The following is an 18,206-nucleotide window of genomic DNA, read 5'->3' on the forward strand; positions in this document are numbered from 1 at the left end:
AACGATCTCCCCCGAGTCGGCATATGCCGCGTGCAAGAGGAGGGCGGCAGGAGAGCGACAAGAAGCCCCGGAGGAGCCGCGGCGAGGGCAACCCGGGCCGCGTCGGCGTCAAGCCCGGGTTGCCGCGAAGCCGCCCCGACCAGGGCGATCAGCAGCCGGTCCCCGGCCGGCTACCAGGCGCTCCAGGCCAGGTTCCAGCCACTCAGACCGTTGGCCGGGTCGAGGGTCTCCTTCTTCGTGGAGTTCTTCACGATCACGACGTCGCCGACGATCGAGCCGTCGTAGAACTTGCCCATCGAGGTGGAACTGCCGCCGCCCTCGACGTCCTTGAGGCCGACGCAGCCGTGGCTGACGTTGTCCTCGCCGATGACCTTGCTCCAGTAGTTACCGTGCACGTAGGTGCCGGACGTGGTGAGCCGCATCGAGTGCGGCACCTGGAGGTCATACGGGGAGCCGGTCATGCCGGGCATGGTGCTGGACTGCATCCGCACCACGCCCTCCTTGGACATGACGACCATGGTGCCGTTCCAGGTGGGGTGTTCGGGCGAGCCGGAGGTGATGTCGATCTCGGACGCCTGGCCGTTCAGCTCGACGGTCATCCGGTGCGCGGCGGCGTCAACCGTCGAGATCTGGGATCGCCCGATCGTGAAGGGCTCGTCCCGGTCGGTGCCGTACACCCCAGGGGTGATCTCGACGTTCTTGAGGCGGTAGTGCACGGTCACCTTGGTGCCGGGCGTCCAGTACTTCTCGGGACGGAAGTCCAGCCGGCGGTCGTCGAACCAGTGGCCCTTGACCACGGTGCCGTTGTCGGTCTCGAAGGTGATGCCCTTGAGGACCGCCTCCTTGTTCTTGACGTCCTTGCTGAAGTCCACCGAGACGATCATGCCGACGCCGTACGTCGCGTCGTTGTCCACGTTGTCGACGGCCTTGGCGAGGGCCGTCGGCGTCAGCGTGGTGAAGCTGCTGTCCGCGGTGGAGACCGCGCCGCTGGCGTCCGCGGCCATCGCGCTCACCTGGTAGGCGGTGCCCACCGAGAGGCCGGCGGACGGGGTCCAGCTGGAGCCGTCGGCGGCGATCGTGCCGGGTACCTCCTTGCCGCTCTTGTCGCTGACCTTGACGGTGGTGAGCTTGCCGCCGGTCGCACCGACCTTGAGCGCGTCGGGCGCGACGTCCACCGCGCCGGCCTGCGGCGCGATGGTCACCACGGCCTGGGACGCCTTCGGCGCCGCACTGCTGGGCGTCGCGGTCGGAGCGGCCGTCCCGGCGGCCGCGCCGGCCCCCAGGTCCGCCTTGGCCACGCCCCCGCCCCCGTTCCCGCCGCCACCGCACGCGGCCGTCAGCACCATCGCCCCGCCGACCAGACCGACGGCCACCACTCTGCGTATCGACCTCAACGTCGATCCCTCCCTCTGAACCCTCCGCGGAGGAACCCCCGCGGACCCCACCAACACGACGGACCCCACCGACACGGCCGACCTCACCAGCACGGCGGACCCGACCACTACACGCACCGGCCCCCGGAAAGGTTGCGCCATTCGAGGGCCGGGGCGCTCCCGAAACGCGAGCGGCCCGACCCCAACGGGTGAGGATCGGGCTGCTCGTCCGTACCGCGCCGACGAACCGGGACTATCCGGGCCGTCGGCGGGCAGGGATTACCAGTTCGCCCAGGCCACGTTCCAGCCGCCCAGCCCGTTGGAGGGCGCGACGGTCTTCTCCTTGGTGTTCACGATCTTGACCACGTCACCGACCATCGAGTCGTTGAAGAACTTGCCCGCGACCGAGGTGTCGCTGCCGCCCTTCTCGTCCGCCATCGAGACGCACCCGTGGCTGGCGTTGGTCTTGCCGAACGGGTTGGCCCAGTAGTTGCCGTGCACGAAGGTGCCGGAGGTGGTCAGCCGCATCGCGTGCGGCACGTCCTGGATGTCGTACTCGCCGCCGAGACCGACGGTCTGCGAGTTCATCCGGGTGACCTTCTCCTTGGACATGACCACCATGGTCCCGCCCCAGGACGGCGTCGCGTCCGCGCCCAGGGTGACCGGCACGGTGGTGCTCTTGCCGTCCCGCTCGACCGTCATCTGGTGCGACTTGGCGTCGGCGGTGGAGATCTGGGAGCGGCCGACGGTGAACGGCTCGTCCTTGTCCACGTCGCCGTAGACGCCCGGGGCGACCTCGACGCTCTTCAGCCGGTACTTGATGGTGACCTTGGTACCCGGCTTCCAGTACTCGGCCGGACGGAAGTCCAGCCGGTTGTCACCGAACCAGTGGCCCTTCACCTCGGTGCCGTTGTCGCTCTCGAAGGTGATGCCCTTGAGGACGGCGTCCTTGTTCTTGACGTTCTTGCTGAAGTTCACCGAGACGATCATGCCGACGCCGTAGGTGCCGCCGTCGCTGATGTTGTCGTTGGTGGAGACCTTCTTGTCCGGCGTCAGCGTGGTGAACGAGGTGGTGGACGCGGCCACCAGGCCCTCGGCGTCCTTGGCCTGCGCGTTCACCTTGTACGCCATGCCGACGGTGAGCGCGGCGGCGGGCTTCCAGCCGGTGCCGTCCGGGGTGATCGCCCCCTCGACCGGCTTGCCGTTCTTGTCCGTCACGTCGACCGCGGTGAGCTTGCCGTTCGAGACGGACACCTGCAGCGCGTTGCTCGGCGCCACGTCCTGGGCACCGTCCTTCGGCTCGACCGCCAGCACCGCGGCCGAGGTCTTCGGCTCCGCCGACGCACCCGCCGTCCCGCCCGCACCCGCCGTCGCCGCGGGCGCCGCGTTGTCGCCCCCGCCGCTCGTGCCGCCGCCCTTGTCGTCGTTGCAGGCCGCGGTGAGCAGCAGCACCCCACCCATGACCAACGCCATCGCACCCCTGCGCCCGTAGCGGCTGGTGGTACGTATCGCGGCGCCGGCCGTCTTCCCCGTCTTCACGGTTTCTCCCCTCCCGGTATTCACTCCCTTGACGCGTTGAGTGCCCCCATGAGTTGCACCGGGCGTCGATCTTTCGCGCCGGGTCAGGGCGCGCCGGAGCAGGATAGCCGGGCCGTCTGAGCGAGCCCCGGGCGGAGGTGGGTGGAGCGGGGGTGAACCGGCAGTGAAGATCGACTACTGCGGGGTGGAGCCGGCGGCGGCCGAGACGGGACCGAGGGCACTGCCGGCCACCCACTGCTCCCACGGCACGTTCCAGCCGTTGAGGCCGTTCTGCGGCGGCACGAAGTCCCCGGCGGAGGCCTTCACCTCCACCACGTCCCCCGGAACGGTGTGCTCGAACAACCAGCCCGCCGGGGAGTCCTTGCTCGCGCCGCCCTTGGCGTCGACCAGGCCGATGCAGCCGTGGCTGGTGTTGGCGGTGCCGAACACCCCGGGATCCGCCCAGTAGTTGCCGTGCAGGAAGGTGCCGGAGGTGGTCAGCCGCATCGCGTGCGGCACGTCCTTGATGTCGTACTCGTCGCCCATCCCGACGGTCTGCGAGTTCATCCGGGTCACCTTGTACTTCTCCGACACCACCATCACCCCCCGGTAGGTGGTGTGGTCGGGGCTGCCGCCGGACACCTTGAGCACCCGCACCACCCGGCCGCCCTGGCCGGCCCGGACGGTCAGGGTGTGCGCGTCCAGGTCGACGGTGGAGACCTGGGCCCGGCCGATGGTGAAGTGCAGGTCCTTGGTCTGGGTGCCGAACTCGCCCGGTGCGCCCTGCACACCCTTCATCCGCAGCGCCACCGTCACCTTGGTGCCGGCCGCCCAGTACCGCTGCGGGCGGACGTCCAACCGCTGGTTGCCGAACCAGTGCGCGGCCACCGGGACGGGCGGGTCGGCGCTCACCTGGACGGCCTTCTCCACCGCCGCCCGGTCGGTGATAGGCCGGCTGAAGCGCAGCGACACCGGCATGCCGACGCCGACCGTGGAGCCGTCCTCCGGGGTGAAGAAGGCGACGAAGGTGTGCGCCCGGGTCATCGTCGAGAACGCCGAGTGCTGGGCCGCCCGTTGACCCTGGTCGTCCTCGGCGACGGCGTCCAGGGTGTACGCGGTGCCCAGCGGCAGCAGGGCGTCGGGCGTCCAGGTGGCACCGTCCGGGGCGATCGTGCCGGGGACCTCGGCGCCCTTGGTGTCCGCCAACCGGACGGTGACCAACCGGCCCTGTGCCGCGGTCACCCGGACCGGGCCCTCGGGCGGCACGTCCTGGGCGCCGTCGGCGGGCAGCGTCGCGACGACCGCCCGGGACGGCGGCGGGGGCGGGGTGTGCGCCCCCGGCCCGGCGGCGTCCTGCCCCGGGGCCGCCGGGGAGCCGCCGCACCCCGTCAGGACGGCGAGGCCCCAGGCCACCGCCGCCGCCCGCCGCGCCCACACCCGTCCTCGGCGCCGCATTCCGGGGCCTCCCACTGTCCACGTCCGATACCGGGAACAACGAGGGCAATCACGGCGGGGACACGCGGAGCGGCCCGAAATCCCCCCATCCATCAGCCGCCATCCGCCGGTAAGCCCCCGTTCAGCCGCTTCCGATCTGCGCAATCCGGGAAAGAGGAAGTGAACGGGGTCCGGGACACCCCGTCCAGGGAGGGTACGGCCATGGCGTCAGGGCAGGAGCTGGAAGCCGGAGTGCGGCCGCCCGGCGGGGACACCGCCGAGCCACCGTGGCCCGGCAGCTGGCAGCCGCTCGGCGCGCGCTTCCGGACCGATCAACAGGGCGGCCAGGGCACCAACTTCGCGCTCTGGGCGGCCGGCGCCGAGGCGGTCGACCTCTGCCTGTTCGACGAGGACGGCCGGGAGAGCCGGCACCGCCTCACCGAGCAGGACTTCCAGATCTGGCACGGCTTCCTGCCCGGCGTCCGCCCCGGCACCCGGTACGGCTTCCGGGTGCACGGCCGGTGGGACCCGTGGACCGGCGCCCGCTGGAACCCGGCGAAGCTGCTGCTCGACCCGTACGCCCGTGCCGTCGACGGCTGTTACACCAGCCACGACGCGGTCTGCGCCGCCGTCCGCAACTGGCCGGAGCCGGACGTCGCCGACACCGTCCGGGACAACCGCGACTCGGCCGACTACGTGCCCAGATCCGTGGTCGTCCACGATGACGACGACTGGTACGACGACCACCGGCCGAAGACCCCGTGGGCCGAGACGGTCCTCTACGAACTGCACGTGCGCGGGTTCACCATGCGCCACCCCGACGTCCCGCCGGAGCTGCGCGGCACCTACGCGGGCCTGGCCCACCCGGCCGCGATCGCCCACCTGACCCGGCTCGGCGTGACCGCCGTCGAGCTGCTGCCGGTCCACCAGTACGCCAGCGAGGACCACCTGCAGGCACGCGGCCTGGTCAACTACTGGGGCTACAACACGATCGGCTACTTCGCCCCGCACGCCGGCTACTCCGCGGCCGGTTCGCGGGGCGGCCAGGTCGGCGAGTTCAAGCGGATGGTCCGCGCCCTGCACGCCGCCGGGATCGAGGTGATCCTCGACGTGGTGTTCAACCACACCGCCGAGGGCGCCGAGCTCGGCCCGATGCTCTCGCTGCGCGGCATCGACAACGCCGCCTACTACCGGCAGGCCCCGCACCGCCCGCGCGGCTACGCCGACTACACGGGCTGCGGCAACACCCTGGACACCCGCCGCCCGCAGGTGGTCCGGCTGGTCACCGACTCGCTGCGGTACTGGGTCACCGAGATGGGCGTGGACGGCTTCCGCTTCGACCTCGCCGCCGCCCTCGCCCGCGGCACCGACGGGGTGGACATGGACCACCCCTTCCTCGCCGCCGTCTCCCAGGATCCGCTGCTCAGCCGGGTGAAGCTGATCGCCGAGCCCTGGGACGTCGGCCCGGGCGGCTACCAGGTCGGCGGCTTCCCGCCGCTGTGGGCCGAGTGGAACGACAAGTACCGCGACACCGTACGGGACTTCTGGCGCGGCGCCCGTCCGGACGTGCGCGAGCTGGGCTACCGGCTGTCCGGCTCCTCCGACCTGTACCAGCGCGGCGGCCGCCGCCCGTACGCCTCCGTCAACTACGTGACCGCGCACGACGGTTTCACCCTGCGCGACCTGGTCAGCTACGACCGCAAGCACAACGAGGCCAACGGCGAGGCCAACCGGGACGGCACCGACGACAACCGCTCCTGGAACCACGGCGTCGAGGGCGAGACCACCGACCCGGAGGTGAACGCCCTGCGGCTGCGCCAACTGCGCAACCTGATGGCCACCCTGCTGCTCTCCACCGGCGTCCCGATGATCACCGCCGGGGACGAGTTCGGCCGCACCCAGCGCGGCAACAACAACGCCTACTGCCAGGACAACGAGGCCAGTTGGCTGGACTGGTCGCTGCTCGCCGAGGGCGCCGAACCCGGCTGGCGGGAGCTGAGCGAGCTGACCGCCCGGCTGATCCGGCTGCGCCGGGCCCACCCGGTGCTGCGCCAGCGGGCGTTCTTCTCCGGCCGGGCCGCCGCCCCCGGCGGCCAGCCGGACCTCGCCTGGTTCACCCCGCTCGGCAAGGAGATGACCGAGGCCGACTGGTTCGCCCCGACCGCCTGCCTCGGCATGCTGCTGTCCGGCACCGCGATGTCCGAACGGGACGAGACCGGGCGGCCCTCGCGGGACGACAGCTTCCTGCTGCTGCTCAACGCCGGCCACGAACCGGTGGTGTTCACCCTGCCCGGCGAGCCCTGGGCCGCGCCGGAGGCGGCGTACCGGACGGTGGTCGACACGGCCGCCGCGGGCACCGGCGAGCCGTGTCCGCGGGGCGCCGTGGTGCTCGGCGGGCGCTCGCTGCGGCTGCTGCGGGCACCCGCCCCGGCCTCCTGACGGACCTCGACCGCGCAAGCGGCGCCGGAGAGGAGCCCGAGAGGAGCCCGAAACGCGCCCGGCGCGCGGTCCGGCCCGCTCAACCGGCCGCGCACGCACCACCGTTCAGCCGTGCCCCACCCGTACGGGTGGCCGGTTCTCGCCGAAGGGCCCTGTCAGGGGTGAAAAACCTGATGAGAAATGACGTGGCCTCGTCCTACCCTCACGACGATGGCCGAGAACCGACAACACGACGACACCGCGACCGGGCACCGCTCCACGGTCCGCTCCCTGCTGCGCCTGTGGCCCTACGCCCGGGCCGTCCGCCGCCAGTTGGCCACCTCGGCGACCGCCGCCGCGCTCGCCATGTTGAGCGTCCTCGGCGTCCCGCTGATCCTCGGCCGGATCGTCGACGGCCCGCTCGCCCAACACGACCTGCGCGGGCTGTGGCCGCTGGTGGGCCTGCTGCTGCTGCTCGGCCTGGTCGAGGCCGCACTGTTCTACACCCGCCGGGTGATCCTGGCCCGACCACTGGCCGGGCTGGAGACGGCCATGCGCGGCGACCTCTTCGCCAAGCTCCAGCGGCTGCCGATCTCCTTCCACGAGCGCTGGGGCTCCGGCCAGCTGCTCTCCCGGGCCACCGCCGACATGTACACCATGCGGCTGTTTCTGGCCTTCCCGCTGGTCTTCCTGATCGTCAACTCGGTGATGTTCCTGGCCGGCACGGTGGTGATGTTCACCCAGGACTGGCGGCTGGCGCTGATCACCCTGCTGCCCTCCGTCCCGCTGTTCCTGCTCACCCGGCGCTTCGAGTCCGGTTACTCCGGCGCCGCCCGCCGCGCCCAGGACCAGAACGGCGACCTCGCCACCGTCGTCGAGGAGTCCGTCCTCGGCATCCGCATCCTCAAGGCCTTCGGCCGCCACCGCTCGATGGCCGAGCGCTTCCGCGCCCAGTCCCACGACCTGCGCCGCACCGAACTGCGCAAGGCCGGGCTGCTCGCCAACCTCTGGGCGGTCATCGTCGGCCTGCCCGAGATCGCCCTCGGCTGCGCCCTCGCCGTCGGCGCCTACCTGGTCGCCCACGACGAGCTGAGCGCCGGCACCCTGGTCGCCTTCCTCTCCACCGCGCTCGCGCTGCGCTGGCCGGTCGAGTCCCTGGGCTGGCTGCTCGCCTACGCCAACGAGGCCGCCACCGCCACCGACCGCTTCTTCGAGGTGCTGGACGAGCCCGAGAGCGCCGATACGGGCACCGCCGACGGCCTCGGCCCCACCCCCGACGGCATCCGCTTCACCGACGTCCGCTTCCGCTACCCCGACGCCCCCGACGACACCCCCGACCTGTTGGCCGGCATCGACCTGCACATCCGCAGCGGCGAGACGATGGCCCTGGTCGGCGCCACCGGCAGCGGCAAGACCACCCTCACCGCGCTGCTCCCCCGCCTCCACGAGGCCACCGCCGGCGCCATCACCCTGGACGGCCGGGACATCCGCGACCTCCCCCGGGAGCGGCTGCGCGAACTCGTGGCCGTCGCCTTCGAGGAGCCCACCCTGTTCTCCGCCACCGTCCGGGAGAACGTCCTGATGGGCGCGCCCGGCGCGGGCGAGGAGCAGCTTCGTTCCGCCCTGGCCACCGCCCAGGCCGCCTTCGTGGACAAGCTCCCCGAGGGCGTGGACACCGAGGTCGGCGAGCAGGGCCTGAGCCTGTCCGGCGGCCAGCGCCAGCGTCTCGCGCTGGCCCGCGCGGTGGTCGGCGACCCGGCCTTCCTGGTGCTGGACGACCCGCTCTCCGCCCTCGACGTGCACACCGAGGCACTGGTCGAACGGGCGCTGCGCGAGGTCCTCGGCGCCACCACCGCCCTGGTGGTCGCCCACCGCCCGAGCACCGTCCTGCTCGCCGACCGGGTCGCGGTGCTCTCCGACGGCCGGATCGAGGCCGTCGGCACCCACCAGGAACTGCTGCGCGACTGCGCGCACTACCGCGAACTGATGTCGGGCGAGGCCGCCCTCGTACCCGAGACCGCCCTGATCTCCGAGGGGGGCACCACCCGATGACCACCACCGTCTCGCCCGCCGGCCCCGCCGAGCGGGAGACCGCCGAGCCGGCCGAGGAACGGCTGCCGCCGCCCCCGGCCGACGAGGAGGACATCCCCGTCCCGCCCGGCGCGCCCCGGGCACTGCTGCGCTCGCTGCTCGGCCCGCACCGCGCCCGGATCGCCGTCGCGATGGTGGTGATCCTCGTCCAGCAGGCCGCGCTGCAGTCCGGCCCGCTGCTGGTCGCCGTCGCGATGGACCGCGGCATCCCGGCGCTGCGCGAGCACGACTCCGGCCCGCTGATCGCGGTGGTCGGCGCCTACCTGGCCTGCGCGCTGATCAGCCCGGTGCTGCAGTGGGCGTTCATCAAGATCAGCGCCCGGGTCAACCAGGACATCCTGCTGGAGCTGCGCGGCCGGATCTTCCGGCACGCCCAGCGGCTGAGCCTGGACTTCCACGAGCGGTACACCTCGGGCCGGATCATCTCCCGCGCCACCAGCGACGTGGACGCGCTGCGCGAGCTGCTCTCCGAGGGCCTCCAGGAGCTGCTGACCGTCTTCCTCTCGGTCTGCTACATCTCGGTGCTGCTCCTGGTGCTGGACTGGCGACTCGGCCTGGTCTCACTGGTGTCGGTGCTGCCGCTGGCGCTGATCGCCCGCTCCTTCCGCCGCCGCTCTCGCCGGGTCTACCGGCGCTCCCGCACCTCGGCCGCCTCGCTGATCGTCCGCTTCACCGAGACCATGAACGGCATCCGCCCGGTGCAGGCCTTCCGCCGCGAGCAGGCCAACGACGACGCCTTCGCCCTGGTCAACCGGCAGTCCGCCACCGCGACGGCGGACGGCCTGCTGGAGATCGCCCGCTACGTCGGCCTCTCCCGCGCCACCGCCAACCTGTGGACCACCGGCGTGGTGCTGCTCGGCGCCTACCTGGTCGCCGACGGCACGGTGGAACTGGGCGTGCTCACCGCCTTCGTGCTCTACCTGCGCCGGCTCTACGACCCGATCGACCAGCTGGCGATGTTCCTGAACAGCTACCAGTCGGCCGCGGCCGCGCTGGAGAAGATCGCCGGCCTGCTCGCCCACGAGCCGACCGTCGCCGAACCGGCCGAGCCCACCGAGCTGCCGGCGGCCGCCGGCAAGGGGCGCGAGGTCCGCTTCGAGGACACCCGCTTCGCCTACCGCACCGGCAAGGAGGTGCTGCCGCCGTTCGACCTGGTGATCCCGGCCGGGCAGACGGTGGCGGTGGTCGGCGCGACCGGCGCGGGCAAGTCGACGGTCGCCAAGCTGCTGGCCCGCTTCTACGACCCGGCCGACGGCCGGATCCGGCTGGACGGCGTGGACCTGCGCGACCTCGCCACCCCCGAGCTGCGCCGCGGCGTGGTGATGGTGACCCAGGAGTCCTTCCTGTTCTCCGGCACCGTCGCCGAGAACATCGCGATCGGCCGCCCCGGCGCCGGCCGCGAGGAGGTCGAGCAGGCCGCCCGGGACATCGGCGCCCACGAGTTCATCGCCGCGCTCCCGGACGGCTTCGACACCGACGTGCGCAAGCGCGGCGGCCGGATCTCCGCCGGGCAGCGCCAGCTGGTCGCCTTCGCCCGCGCGCTGCTCGCCGACCCGGCGGTGCTGATCCTCGACGAGGCGACCAGCTCGCTGGACGTCCCCGGCGAGCAGGCCGTCCAGCGGGCCATGCGCACGGTGCTGGCCGGCCGGACGGCGGTGATCATCGCGCACCGGCTCTCCACCGTGGAGATCGCCGACCGCGTCCTGGTGATGGACCAGGGCCGGATCGTCGAGGACGGCTCCCCGCAGGAGCTGGTCGACGGCTCCGGCCGCTTCGCCGCCCTCCACCAGGCCTGGCGGGACAGCCTGGTCTAGGCCGTCCCGCCAGCGCAGCCCTAGCGCAGCACCCCCGCGTCCATCCCCGCCGACTCGGCGGGCAGGGCGACCAGCCCCAGCTCGGCCGGGGAGGCCAGCCGGGGGTGGGCCGGCAGCACCCGGACGGTGTAGCCGAACGGCCCGGTCCGGCACAGCTCCAGCGAGCCCTCGTAGCGGGTCCGTCCGTCCAGGTCGGACCCGCCGACGGGCTTGAGGGCGAGCACGCAGGCATCCGAGATGCCGTCCGACTCGTCCACCCGGCCGGACACCGCCTGCACCTCGACGTCGCCCGGGTCCAGCGTCCCGAGCGCGACCTGCACCCGCAGCGACAGCGCGCTGCCCAGCTCCTGCGCCTCGTCCGGACAGTCCGCCTCGACGTGCTCGACCCGCACGGCCGGCCAGCCCTCGCGGACCCGCGCCTTCCACTCGGCCAGCTCCCGCGCGCCGCGGTAGGCCGCGCCGGCCAGCTCCCGCTGGGCCAGCGCCGCCGGGGTGTACAGCCGTTCGACGTACTCGCGGACCATCCGCCCGGCCAGCACCTTGGGCCCGAGGGTGACCAGGGTGTGCCGGACCATGGAGATCCAGCGGTGCGGCAGCCCGTCCGTGCCCCGGTCGTAGAACCGGCCGGCGACCTGCGCCTCGATCAGGTCGTACAGCGCGGCGGCCTCGATGTCGTCGCGGTGCTCGGCCTCGCTGCTCTCCGGGTCGAGCACGCCGCCGGTCTCGTCGGCGGTGGGGATCGCCCAGCCGTTCTGGCCGTCGTACCACTCGTCCCACCAGCCGTCCAGGACGGACAGGTTGAGGCAGCCGTTGAGCGCGGCCTTCATCCCGGACGTGCCGCAGGCCTCCAGCGGGCGCAGCGGGTTGTTCAGCCAGACGTCGCAGCCCGGGTAGAGGTGCCGGGCCATCGCCATGTCGTAGTCCGGCAGGAAGACGATCCGGTGCCGGACGGCCGGGTCGTCGGCGAAGGCGACCATCTGCTGGATCAGCCGCTTGCCGCCGTCGTCGGCCGGGTGGGCCTTGCCGGCGACCACGATCTGGACCGGCCGGACGGGGTGCAGCAGCAGGGCGCGCAGCCGGTCCGGGTCGCGCAGCATCAGGGTGAGCCGCTTGTACGAGGGCACCCGGCGGGCGAAGCCGATGGTGAGCACGTCCGGGTCGAGCACCGAGGAGACCCAGCCGAGTTCGGCCTCGCCGGCGCCGCGCTGGCGCCAGGAGTCGCGCAGCCGGCGGCGGGCCTCGTCGACCAGTTGGGCGCGCAGGCTGCGGCGCAGGTCCCAGATCTCGGTGTTGCCGATCCGCTCCAGGCCCGTCCAGCGCTTGGCGTCGCCGGTGGTCATGGCGTCCTCGGCACGGTCGGCGCCGATCTCGGCGGCGCCGAGCCGCACGACCGCCGGGTCGATCCAGGTGGCGGCGTGGACGCCGTTGGTGACCGAGGTGATCGGCACCTCGGTGGCGTCGAATCCGGGCCAGAGGCCGTTGAACATGGAGCGGCTGACCTCGCCGTGCAGGGTGGACACCCCGTTGGCGCGCTGGGCGAGCCGCAGGCCCATGGCGGCCATGTTGAAGAGCTTCGGGTCCCCGCCGGGCCAGGTCTCGGCGCCGAGCGCCAGCACCGGTTCGACCGGGACTCCGGGCAGCGCGGCGTCGCCGCCGAAGTGCCGGGCGACCAGCTCGCGGTCGAAGCGGTCGATGCCGGCCGGGACGGGCGTGTGGGTGGTGAACAGGGTGCCGGACCGGACGGACTCCAGGGCGGCGGCGAAGTCCAGGCCGGCCGCATCGTCGGCGACGAGTTCGCGGATCCGTTCGACGCCGAGGAAGCCGGCGTGGCCCTCGTTGGTGTGGAAGACCTCGGGGGCGGGGTGCCCGGTGAGCCGGCAGTAGGCGCGGACGGCGCGGACGCCGCCGATGCCGAGCAGCATCTCCTGGAGCAACCGGTGCTCGCTGCCGCCGCCGTAGAGCCGGTCGGTGACGTCGCGCTCGGCCGGCGAGTTGGCCTCGATGTCGGAGTCGAGCAGCAGCAACGGCACCCGTCCGACCTGGGCCTTCCAGAGGTGCGCGGCCAGGGTGCGGCCGCCGGGCAGGGCGAGGTCGACCCGGGCGGGGGTGCCGTCACCCTCCCGGAGCAGGCTGACCGCGAGTTCGTCCGGATCGAGCAGCGGGTAGCGCTCCTGCTGCCAGCCGTCCCGGTCGAGGGACTGGCGGAAGTAGCCGTGCCGGTAGAACAGCCCGACGCCGATGATCGGGACGCCGAGGTCGCTGGCGGCCTTGAGGTGGTCGCCGGCCAGGATGCCCAGGCCACCGGAGTACTGGGGCAGCGCGGCGGCGATGCCGTACTCGGGGGAGAAGTAGGCGACGGCGGCGGGCGGCGGGGTGGCGCCGGCCTCCTGCTGGGTCTGGTACCAGCGGGGGCCGCTCAGGTACTCGCGCAGGTCGTCGGCGAGATCGCCGAGTCTGCGCAGGAACCGCCGGTCGGCGGCGAGTGCGGCGAGCCGGGCGGCCGGGACCTCCCCGAGCAGCCGCACCGGGTCCTCGCCGGTCGCGGCCCAGACCTCCGGGTCCACGGACCGGAAGAGGTCCCTGGTCTCGGGGTGCCAGGACCAGCGCAGGTTGAGGGCCAGCTCGTGCAGCGGCTGGAGTTGTTCGGGCAGGACGGTGCGGACGGTGAATCTGCGGATTGCCTTCACGGCGTGAAGCGTAGCCGCGATGGCCGTCATGACCGTGCGTCAAGTGGGCTATTGGGCATCCGTTCGGCCTATTGATGAGATCGCATTCGGCGCATTGGGCTGCACGGGGGGCGCGCGAGGCGCACATTCCGGGGGCCCGCGCTACCAATGCATGAACACTGTGGAACAGGTCCATTTCCGATGGCTCATCCGCTCAGGACAAAGCCCGAAACTACTGTCGTACCGCTGCAAAAGTCTTGTCCCCGGTGCGAGGATGACTCAAGGTCGTTGATGCTGCGGGGAGTGCGGCGGCGGGTGGCGTCCGCCTTGAAGCAGCACGTCCGAATCCTTTTCGCGTTGATCGTTCCCCTTCTTCTTAGCCCATTCGGCGCCCACCGCGCACCGACGCGTGTCCTCGTACCCGGCCTGCTCGTTCACGGGTGGACCGGGTCGCCCAGGGGCGTGCCCCTGGAGGCGCGCGCCGGGACGCGCACGGGCTCCGGGCGTCCCGCCGCGGGCTCGGCGGGCGCCGGGCAGGTTGCCGGGGACAGCGACGCGGGCAGGCTTCCGGTCGCACGTCCTCCCCACCCAGCAGTCCTCCCGGTACTCCCCTGGCCCATCCCGGCCCGCGGGAGCTGCCGCCGATCTCGGGCAGGAGTTTGACATGCACGGCGACACGCGGGACCAGTCCACACCGGTGGCCGACGCCATCGACGCAGCGGTCGCGGAATCCGCCGGACGGATGGATTCTGACACTCGGACGGATCCGGCGATGCCGGCGCCGCGGGCCGGGGCGGTCCACGGCGAGCCGACCGGCGCGGCCCGAGAACCCGGGTCCGAGGAGGGCCGGCCGGCGACACCGCGCAGGCGCACCACCACGACGCGCCGCGCCGCCGCCACCGCGAAGGCCACCGCCGACGCCGCCGAGGCCACCGCCGACGCCGCGCCGCGCAAGGCCCCCGCCCGCAAGCCCGCCGCCCGCAAGACGACAGAGAGCGACACCGTGATCGGCCGCATCCCCGTCCTGGACGTCAGCCCCCTCGTCGACTCCGGCCGCCGCCCGGCCAAGGCCGTCGTCGGCGAGACCTTCCTGGTCACCGCGACCGTGTTCCGCGAGGGCCACGACGCCGTCAACGCCAACGTGGTGCTGCGCGACCCGCGCGGCCGCAGCGGCCCGTGGACACCGATGCGCGAGCTGGCCGAGGGCACCGACCGCTGGGGCGCGCACGTCACTCCGACGGCCCCCGGCCGCTGGTCGTACCTGGTCGAGGCCTGGAGCGACCCGATCGCCACCTGGCGCCGGACCGCCGCCGTGAAGCTGCCCGCCGGGATCGACACCGTGCTGGTCCTGGAGGAGGGCGCCCGACTGCTGGAGCAGGCGGCGAACGGGGTGCCGAAGAAGGAGGGCCGGGCGCACGTGCTGGCCGCCGCCGACGCGCTGCGCGACCCCGGGCTGCCGCCGCTGTCCCGGCTGGCCGCCGCGCTCGCCCCCGAGGTGCTGGAACTGCTGGACCGCCACCCGCTGCGCGAACTGCTCAGCGCCTCCCGCCCGCTGCCGCTCCAGGTGGACCGCGAGCGCGCGCTGTACGGCTCCTGGTACGAGTTCTTCCCCCGGTCGGAGGGCGCGGTGGTGGACCCTGGCGGCGTCGAGCCGCCGCGCTCGGGCACCCTGCGCACCGCCTCCGAGCGGCTGCCGGCCGTCGCCGCGATGGGTTTCGACGTGGTCTACCTGCCGCCGGTCCACCCGATCGGACGAGCCTTCCGCAAGGGCCCGGACAACACCCTGACGGCCGGTCCGCACGACGTCGGTTCGCCGTGGGCGATCGGCTCCCCGGAGGGCGGCCACGACGCGATCCACCCGGACCTCGGCACCATCGAGGACTTCGACCACTTCGTCACCGAGGCCCGGGACCTGCACCTGGAGGTGGCGCTGGACTTCGCCCTCCAGTGCTCCCCCGACCACCCGTGGGTGAACAAGCACCCGGAATGGTTCAACCACCGCGCGGACGGCACCATCGCGTACGCCGAGAACCCTCCGAAGAAGTACCAGGACATCTATCCGGTCAACTTCGACCAGGACATGGATGGAATCGTCAAGGAAACCATCCGGATCCTCCGGTTCTGGATGTCCCACGGCGTTCGGATCTTCCGGGTCGACAACCCGCACACCAAGCCGGTGGTGTTCTGGGAGAACGTGCTCGCCGACATCGCCCGCACCGACCCGGACGTCGTGTTCCTGGCGGAGGCCTTCACCCGGCCAGCGATGATGCACACCCTGGGGAAGATCGGTTTCCACCAGTCGTACACGTACTTCACCTGGCGCACCACCAAAACGGAACTCACCGAGTACCTCACCGAACTCACCGGTGACGCCGCCGCCTACATGCGGCCCAACTTCTTCGCCAACACCCCGGACATCCTGCACGGCTACCTCCAGCACGGCGGCCGGGCCGCGTTCGCCGTCCGCGCCGTGCTCGCCGCCACCCTCTCCCCCAGCTACGGCGTCTACGCCGGCTTCGAGCTGTACGAGAACGAGCCGGCCCACCCGGGATCCGAGGAGTACCTGCACTCGGAGAAGTACGAGCTGCGCCCGCGCGACTGGGCCCGTACCGACTCCCTCGCCCCGCTGCTCACCGTGCTGAACCGGCTGCGCCGGCGCCACCCCGCCCTGCAGCAGCTGCGCAACCTGCGCTTCCACCCCACCGACAACGACCAGGTGCTCGCCTACTCCAAGACCGCGACCACCCCCGAGGGCCTCGCCGACCAGGTCGTCACCGTGGTCAACCTCGACCCGTACCAGGTCCAGGAGGCCACCGTCACCCTCGACGGCGACGGCCCGTACGCGGTGCACGACGAGCTCACCGGCGCCGTCTACACCTGGGGCCGGCACAACTACGTCCGGCTCGATCCCTCAGCCGAGCCGGCTCACCTCCTCACGGTTCGGAGGAACCCAGCGTGACAGTGAACGAGCCCGTCCCCGACATCTTCCCGGAGACCTCGAAGAAGAACCTGGACCCGGAGTGGTTCAAGCGTGCGGTCTTCTACGAGGTGCTGGTGCGATCCTTCCAGGACAGCAACGGCGACGGGGTCGGGGACCTGAAGGGGCTCACCACCAAGCTCGACTACCTCCAGTGGCTCGGGGTCGACTGCCTCTGGCTCCCGCCGTTCTTCGCCTCGCCGCTGCGCGACGGCGGGTACGACGTGGCCGACTACAAGTCGGTGCTGCCGGAGTTCGGCGACCTCGCCGACTTCATGGAGTTCGTCGACGCCGCGCACGCCCGCGGCATGCGCGTGATCATCGACTTCGTCATGAACCACACCAGCGACCAGCACCCGTGGTTCCAGGCCTCGCGGGCGGACCCGGACGGCCCGTACGGCGACTTCTACATGTGGGCCGACGACGACAAGCAGTACCCGGACGCCCGGATCATCTTCATCGACACCGAGACCTCCAACTGGACCTACGACCCGGTCCGCAAGCAGTACTACTGGCACCGGTTCTTCTCCCACCAGCCGGACCTCAACTACGACAACCCCCGCGTCCAGCAGGAGATGATCGCCGGGCTGCGGTTCTGGCTCGACCTCGGCATCGACGGCTTCCGGCTGGACGCGGTGCCGTACCTGTTCGCCCGCGAGGGCACCAACTGCGAGAACCTGCCGGAGACGCACGAGTTCCTCAAGCGGGTCCGCAAGGAGATCGACGCCGACTACCCCGACACCGTGCTGCTCGCCGAGGCCAACCAGTGGCCCGAGGACGTCGTCGACTACTTCGGCGACTTCACCGCGGGCGGCGACGAGTGCCACATGGCGTTCCACTTCCCGGTGATGCCCCGGATCTTCATGGCCGTGCGGCGGGAGTCCCGCTACCCGGTGTCGGAGATCCTCGCCAAGACCCCGCAGATCCCGGGCGGCTGCCAGTGGGGCATCTTCCTGCGCAACCACGACGAGCTGACCCTGGAGATGGTCACCGACGAGGAGCGCGACTACATGTACGCGGAGTACGCCAAGGACCCCCGGATGCGCGCCAACGTGGGCATCCGGCGCCGGCTCGCCCCGCTGCTGGAGAACGACCGCAACCAGATCGAGCTGTTCACCGCCCTGCTGTTCTCGCTGCCCGGCTCGCCGGTGCTGTACTACGGCGACGAGATCGGCATGGGCGACAACATCTGGCTGGGCGACCGGGACGGCGTGCGCACGCCGATGCAGTGGACCCCGGACCGCAACGCGGGTTTCTCCTCCGCCGACCCGGGCAGGCTCAGTCTGCCGCCCATCATGGACCCGGTGTACGGCTACCAGGTGACCAACGTCGAGGCGCAGCAGAGCAGTTCGAGTTCGCTGCTGCACTGGACGCGTCGCATGATCGAGATCCGCAAGCTCAATCCGGCGTTCGGCCTCGGCACGTACACCGAACTGCCCTCCAGCAACCCCGCCGTGCTGGCCTTCGTGCGCGAACACGAGGGGGACCTGGTCATGTGCGTGAACAACTTCTCGCGGTTCGCGCAGCCGACCGAGCTGGACCTGCGGCAGTACGGCGGACGGTACCCGGTCGAGCTGATCGGCGGGGTGCGCTTCCCCTCGATCGGCGAGTGGCCCTACCTGCTCACCCTGGCCGGCCACGGCTTCTACTGGTTCCAGCTCCGGCAGCCCCCGCGCCTGAGCGGGACGAGGCGCTCGAAGTAACGATCCGCCACATCCGGCCCCAACAGCACCACCAGACCCTCCGGGGGCGCGAGTTGAACCCCTGCGCCCCCGGAGTTCTCTGCACCACCGCGTACGGAGAACAGCCCAACGGCCACCCACACGAAGGCGTGACACCTGAGCCCCGCTCGCGTGCCGCCGCCGCCGCGCCGCCGAAATCCGGAAGACTGACGGACCCGGCCAGACCCGTCGGG

At 72.0% G+C, this 18,206-nt stretch carries 9 protein-coding genes; 5 read left to right on the top strand and 4 right to left on the bottom strand.

The window, feature by feature from the left end; translation table 11 throughout:
* Positions 1–170: 170 nt before the first annotated feature.
* From P3T27_RS08325 to P3T27_RS08335, 3 genes are all read right to left on the bottom strand, one after another.
* Positions 171–1,394, bottom strand: a complete 1,224-nt coding sequence (locus tag P3T27_RS08325; protein WP_280675925.1) for an Ig-like domain-containing protein — start codon at positions 1,392–1,394, stop codon at positions 171–173.
* Between the two features lie 258 nt (positions 1,395–1,652).
* The gene (locus P3T27_RS08330; RefSeq protein ID WP_348534072.1) at positions 1,653–2,912 is read right to left on the bottom strand and encodes an Ig-like domain-containing protein; all 1,260 of its coding nucleotides are present in this window, start codon (positions 2,910–2,912) and stop codon (positions 1,653–1,655) included.
* 174 nt (positions 2,913–3,086) lie between these two features.
* Complete coding sequence (locus P3T27_RS08335; RefSeq protein WP_280675927.1) at positions 3,087–4,346, bottom strand: Ig-like domain-containing protein; 1,260 nt, start codon at positions 4,344–4,346, stop codon at positions 3,087–3,089.
* Positions 4,347–4,547: 201 nt separating this feature from the next.
* Between P3T27_RS08335 and glgX the strand changes: the two genes are divergently transcribed.
* The 3 genes from glgX (at position 4,548) to P3T27_RS08350 (ending at position 10,648) form a co-directional block, all read left to right on the top strand.
* Positions 4,548–6,764 carry a glycogen debranching protein GlgX gene (gene glgX, locus P3T27_RS08340; RefSeq protein WP_280675929.1) on the top strand — a complete coding sequence of 739 codons (2,217 nt, stop codon included), beginning with the start codon at positions 4,548–4,550 and terminating at the stop codon, positions 6,762–6,764.
* Between the two features lie 210 nt (positions 6,765–6,974).
* Complete coding sequence (locus P3T27_RS08345) at positions 6,975–8,795, top strand: ABC transporter ATP-binding protein (protein WP_280675931.1); 1,821 nt, start codon at positions 6,975–6,977, stop codon at positions 8,793–8,795.
* Positions 8,792–10,648 (top strand): ABC transporter ATP-binding protein, encoded by a 1,857-nt coding sequence (locus tag P3T27_RS08350; protein ID WP_280675933.1) that lies wholly within the window; start codon positions 8,792–8,794, stop codon positions 10,646–10,648. Before P3T27_RS08345 ends, P3T27_RS08350 begins: the two co-directional genes overlap by 4 nt.
* Positions 10,649–10,668: 20 nt before the next feature.
* Here P3T27_RS08350 and glgP read toward each other — a convergent pair whose 3' ends face one another.
* Positions 10,669–13,335, bottom strand: a complete 2,667-nt coding sequence (gene glgP / locus P3T27_RS08355) for an alpha-glucan family phosphorylase (RefSeq protein WP_280675935.1) — start codon at positions 13,333–13,335, stop codon at positions 10,669–10,671.
* Positions 13,336–14,317: 982 nt separating this feature from the next.
* Here glgP and P3T27_RS08360 point away from each other — a divergent pair.
* Together P3T27_RS08360 and treS are read left to right on the top strand one after the other, a co-directional pair.
* Positions 14,318–16,273, top strand: coding sequence for an alpha-1,4-glucan--maltose-1-phosphate maltosyltransferase (locus P3T27_RS08360; protein WP_280676592.1), 1,956 nt, complete (start codon positions 14,318–14,320; stop codon positions 16,271–16,273).
* Positions 16,270–17,994, top strand: coding sequence for a maltose alpha-D-glucosyltransferase (treS, locus tag P3T27_RS08365; protein WP_280675937.1), 1,725 nt, complete (start codon positions 16,270–16,272; stop codon positions 17,992–17,994). The genes P3T27_RS08360 and treS overlap by 4 nt, the downstream gene beginning before the upstream one ends.
* The last annotated feature ends 212 nt before the right edge of the window (positions 17,995–18,206 follow it).

Source organism: Kitasatospora sp. MAA19 (assembly GCF_029894125.1).
Classification (GTDB): domain Bacteria; phylum Actinomycetota; class Actinomycetes; order Streptomycetales; family Streptomycetaceae; genus Kitasatospora.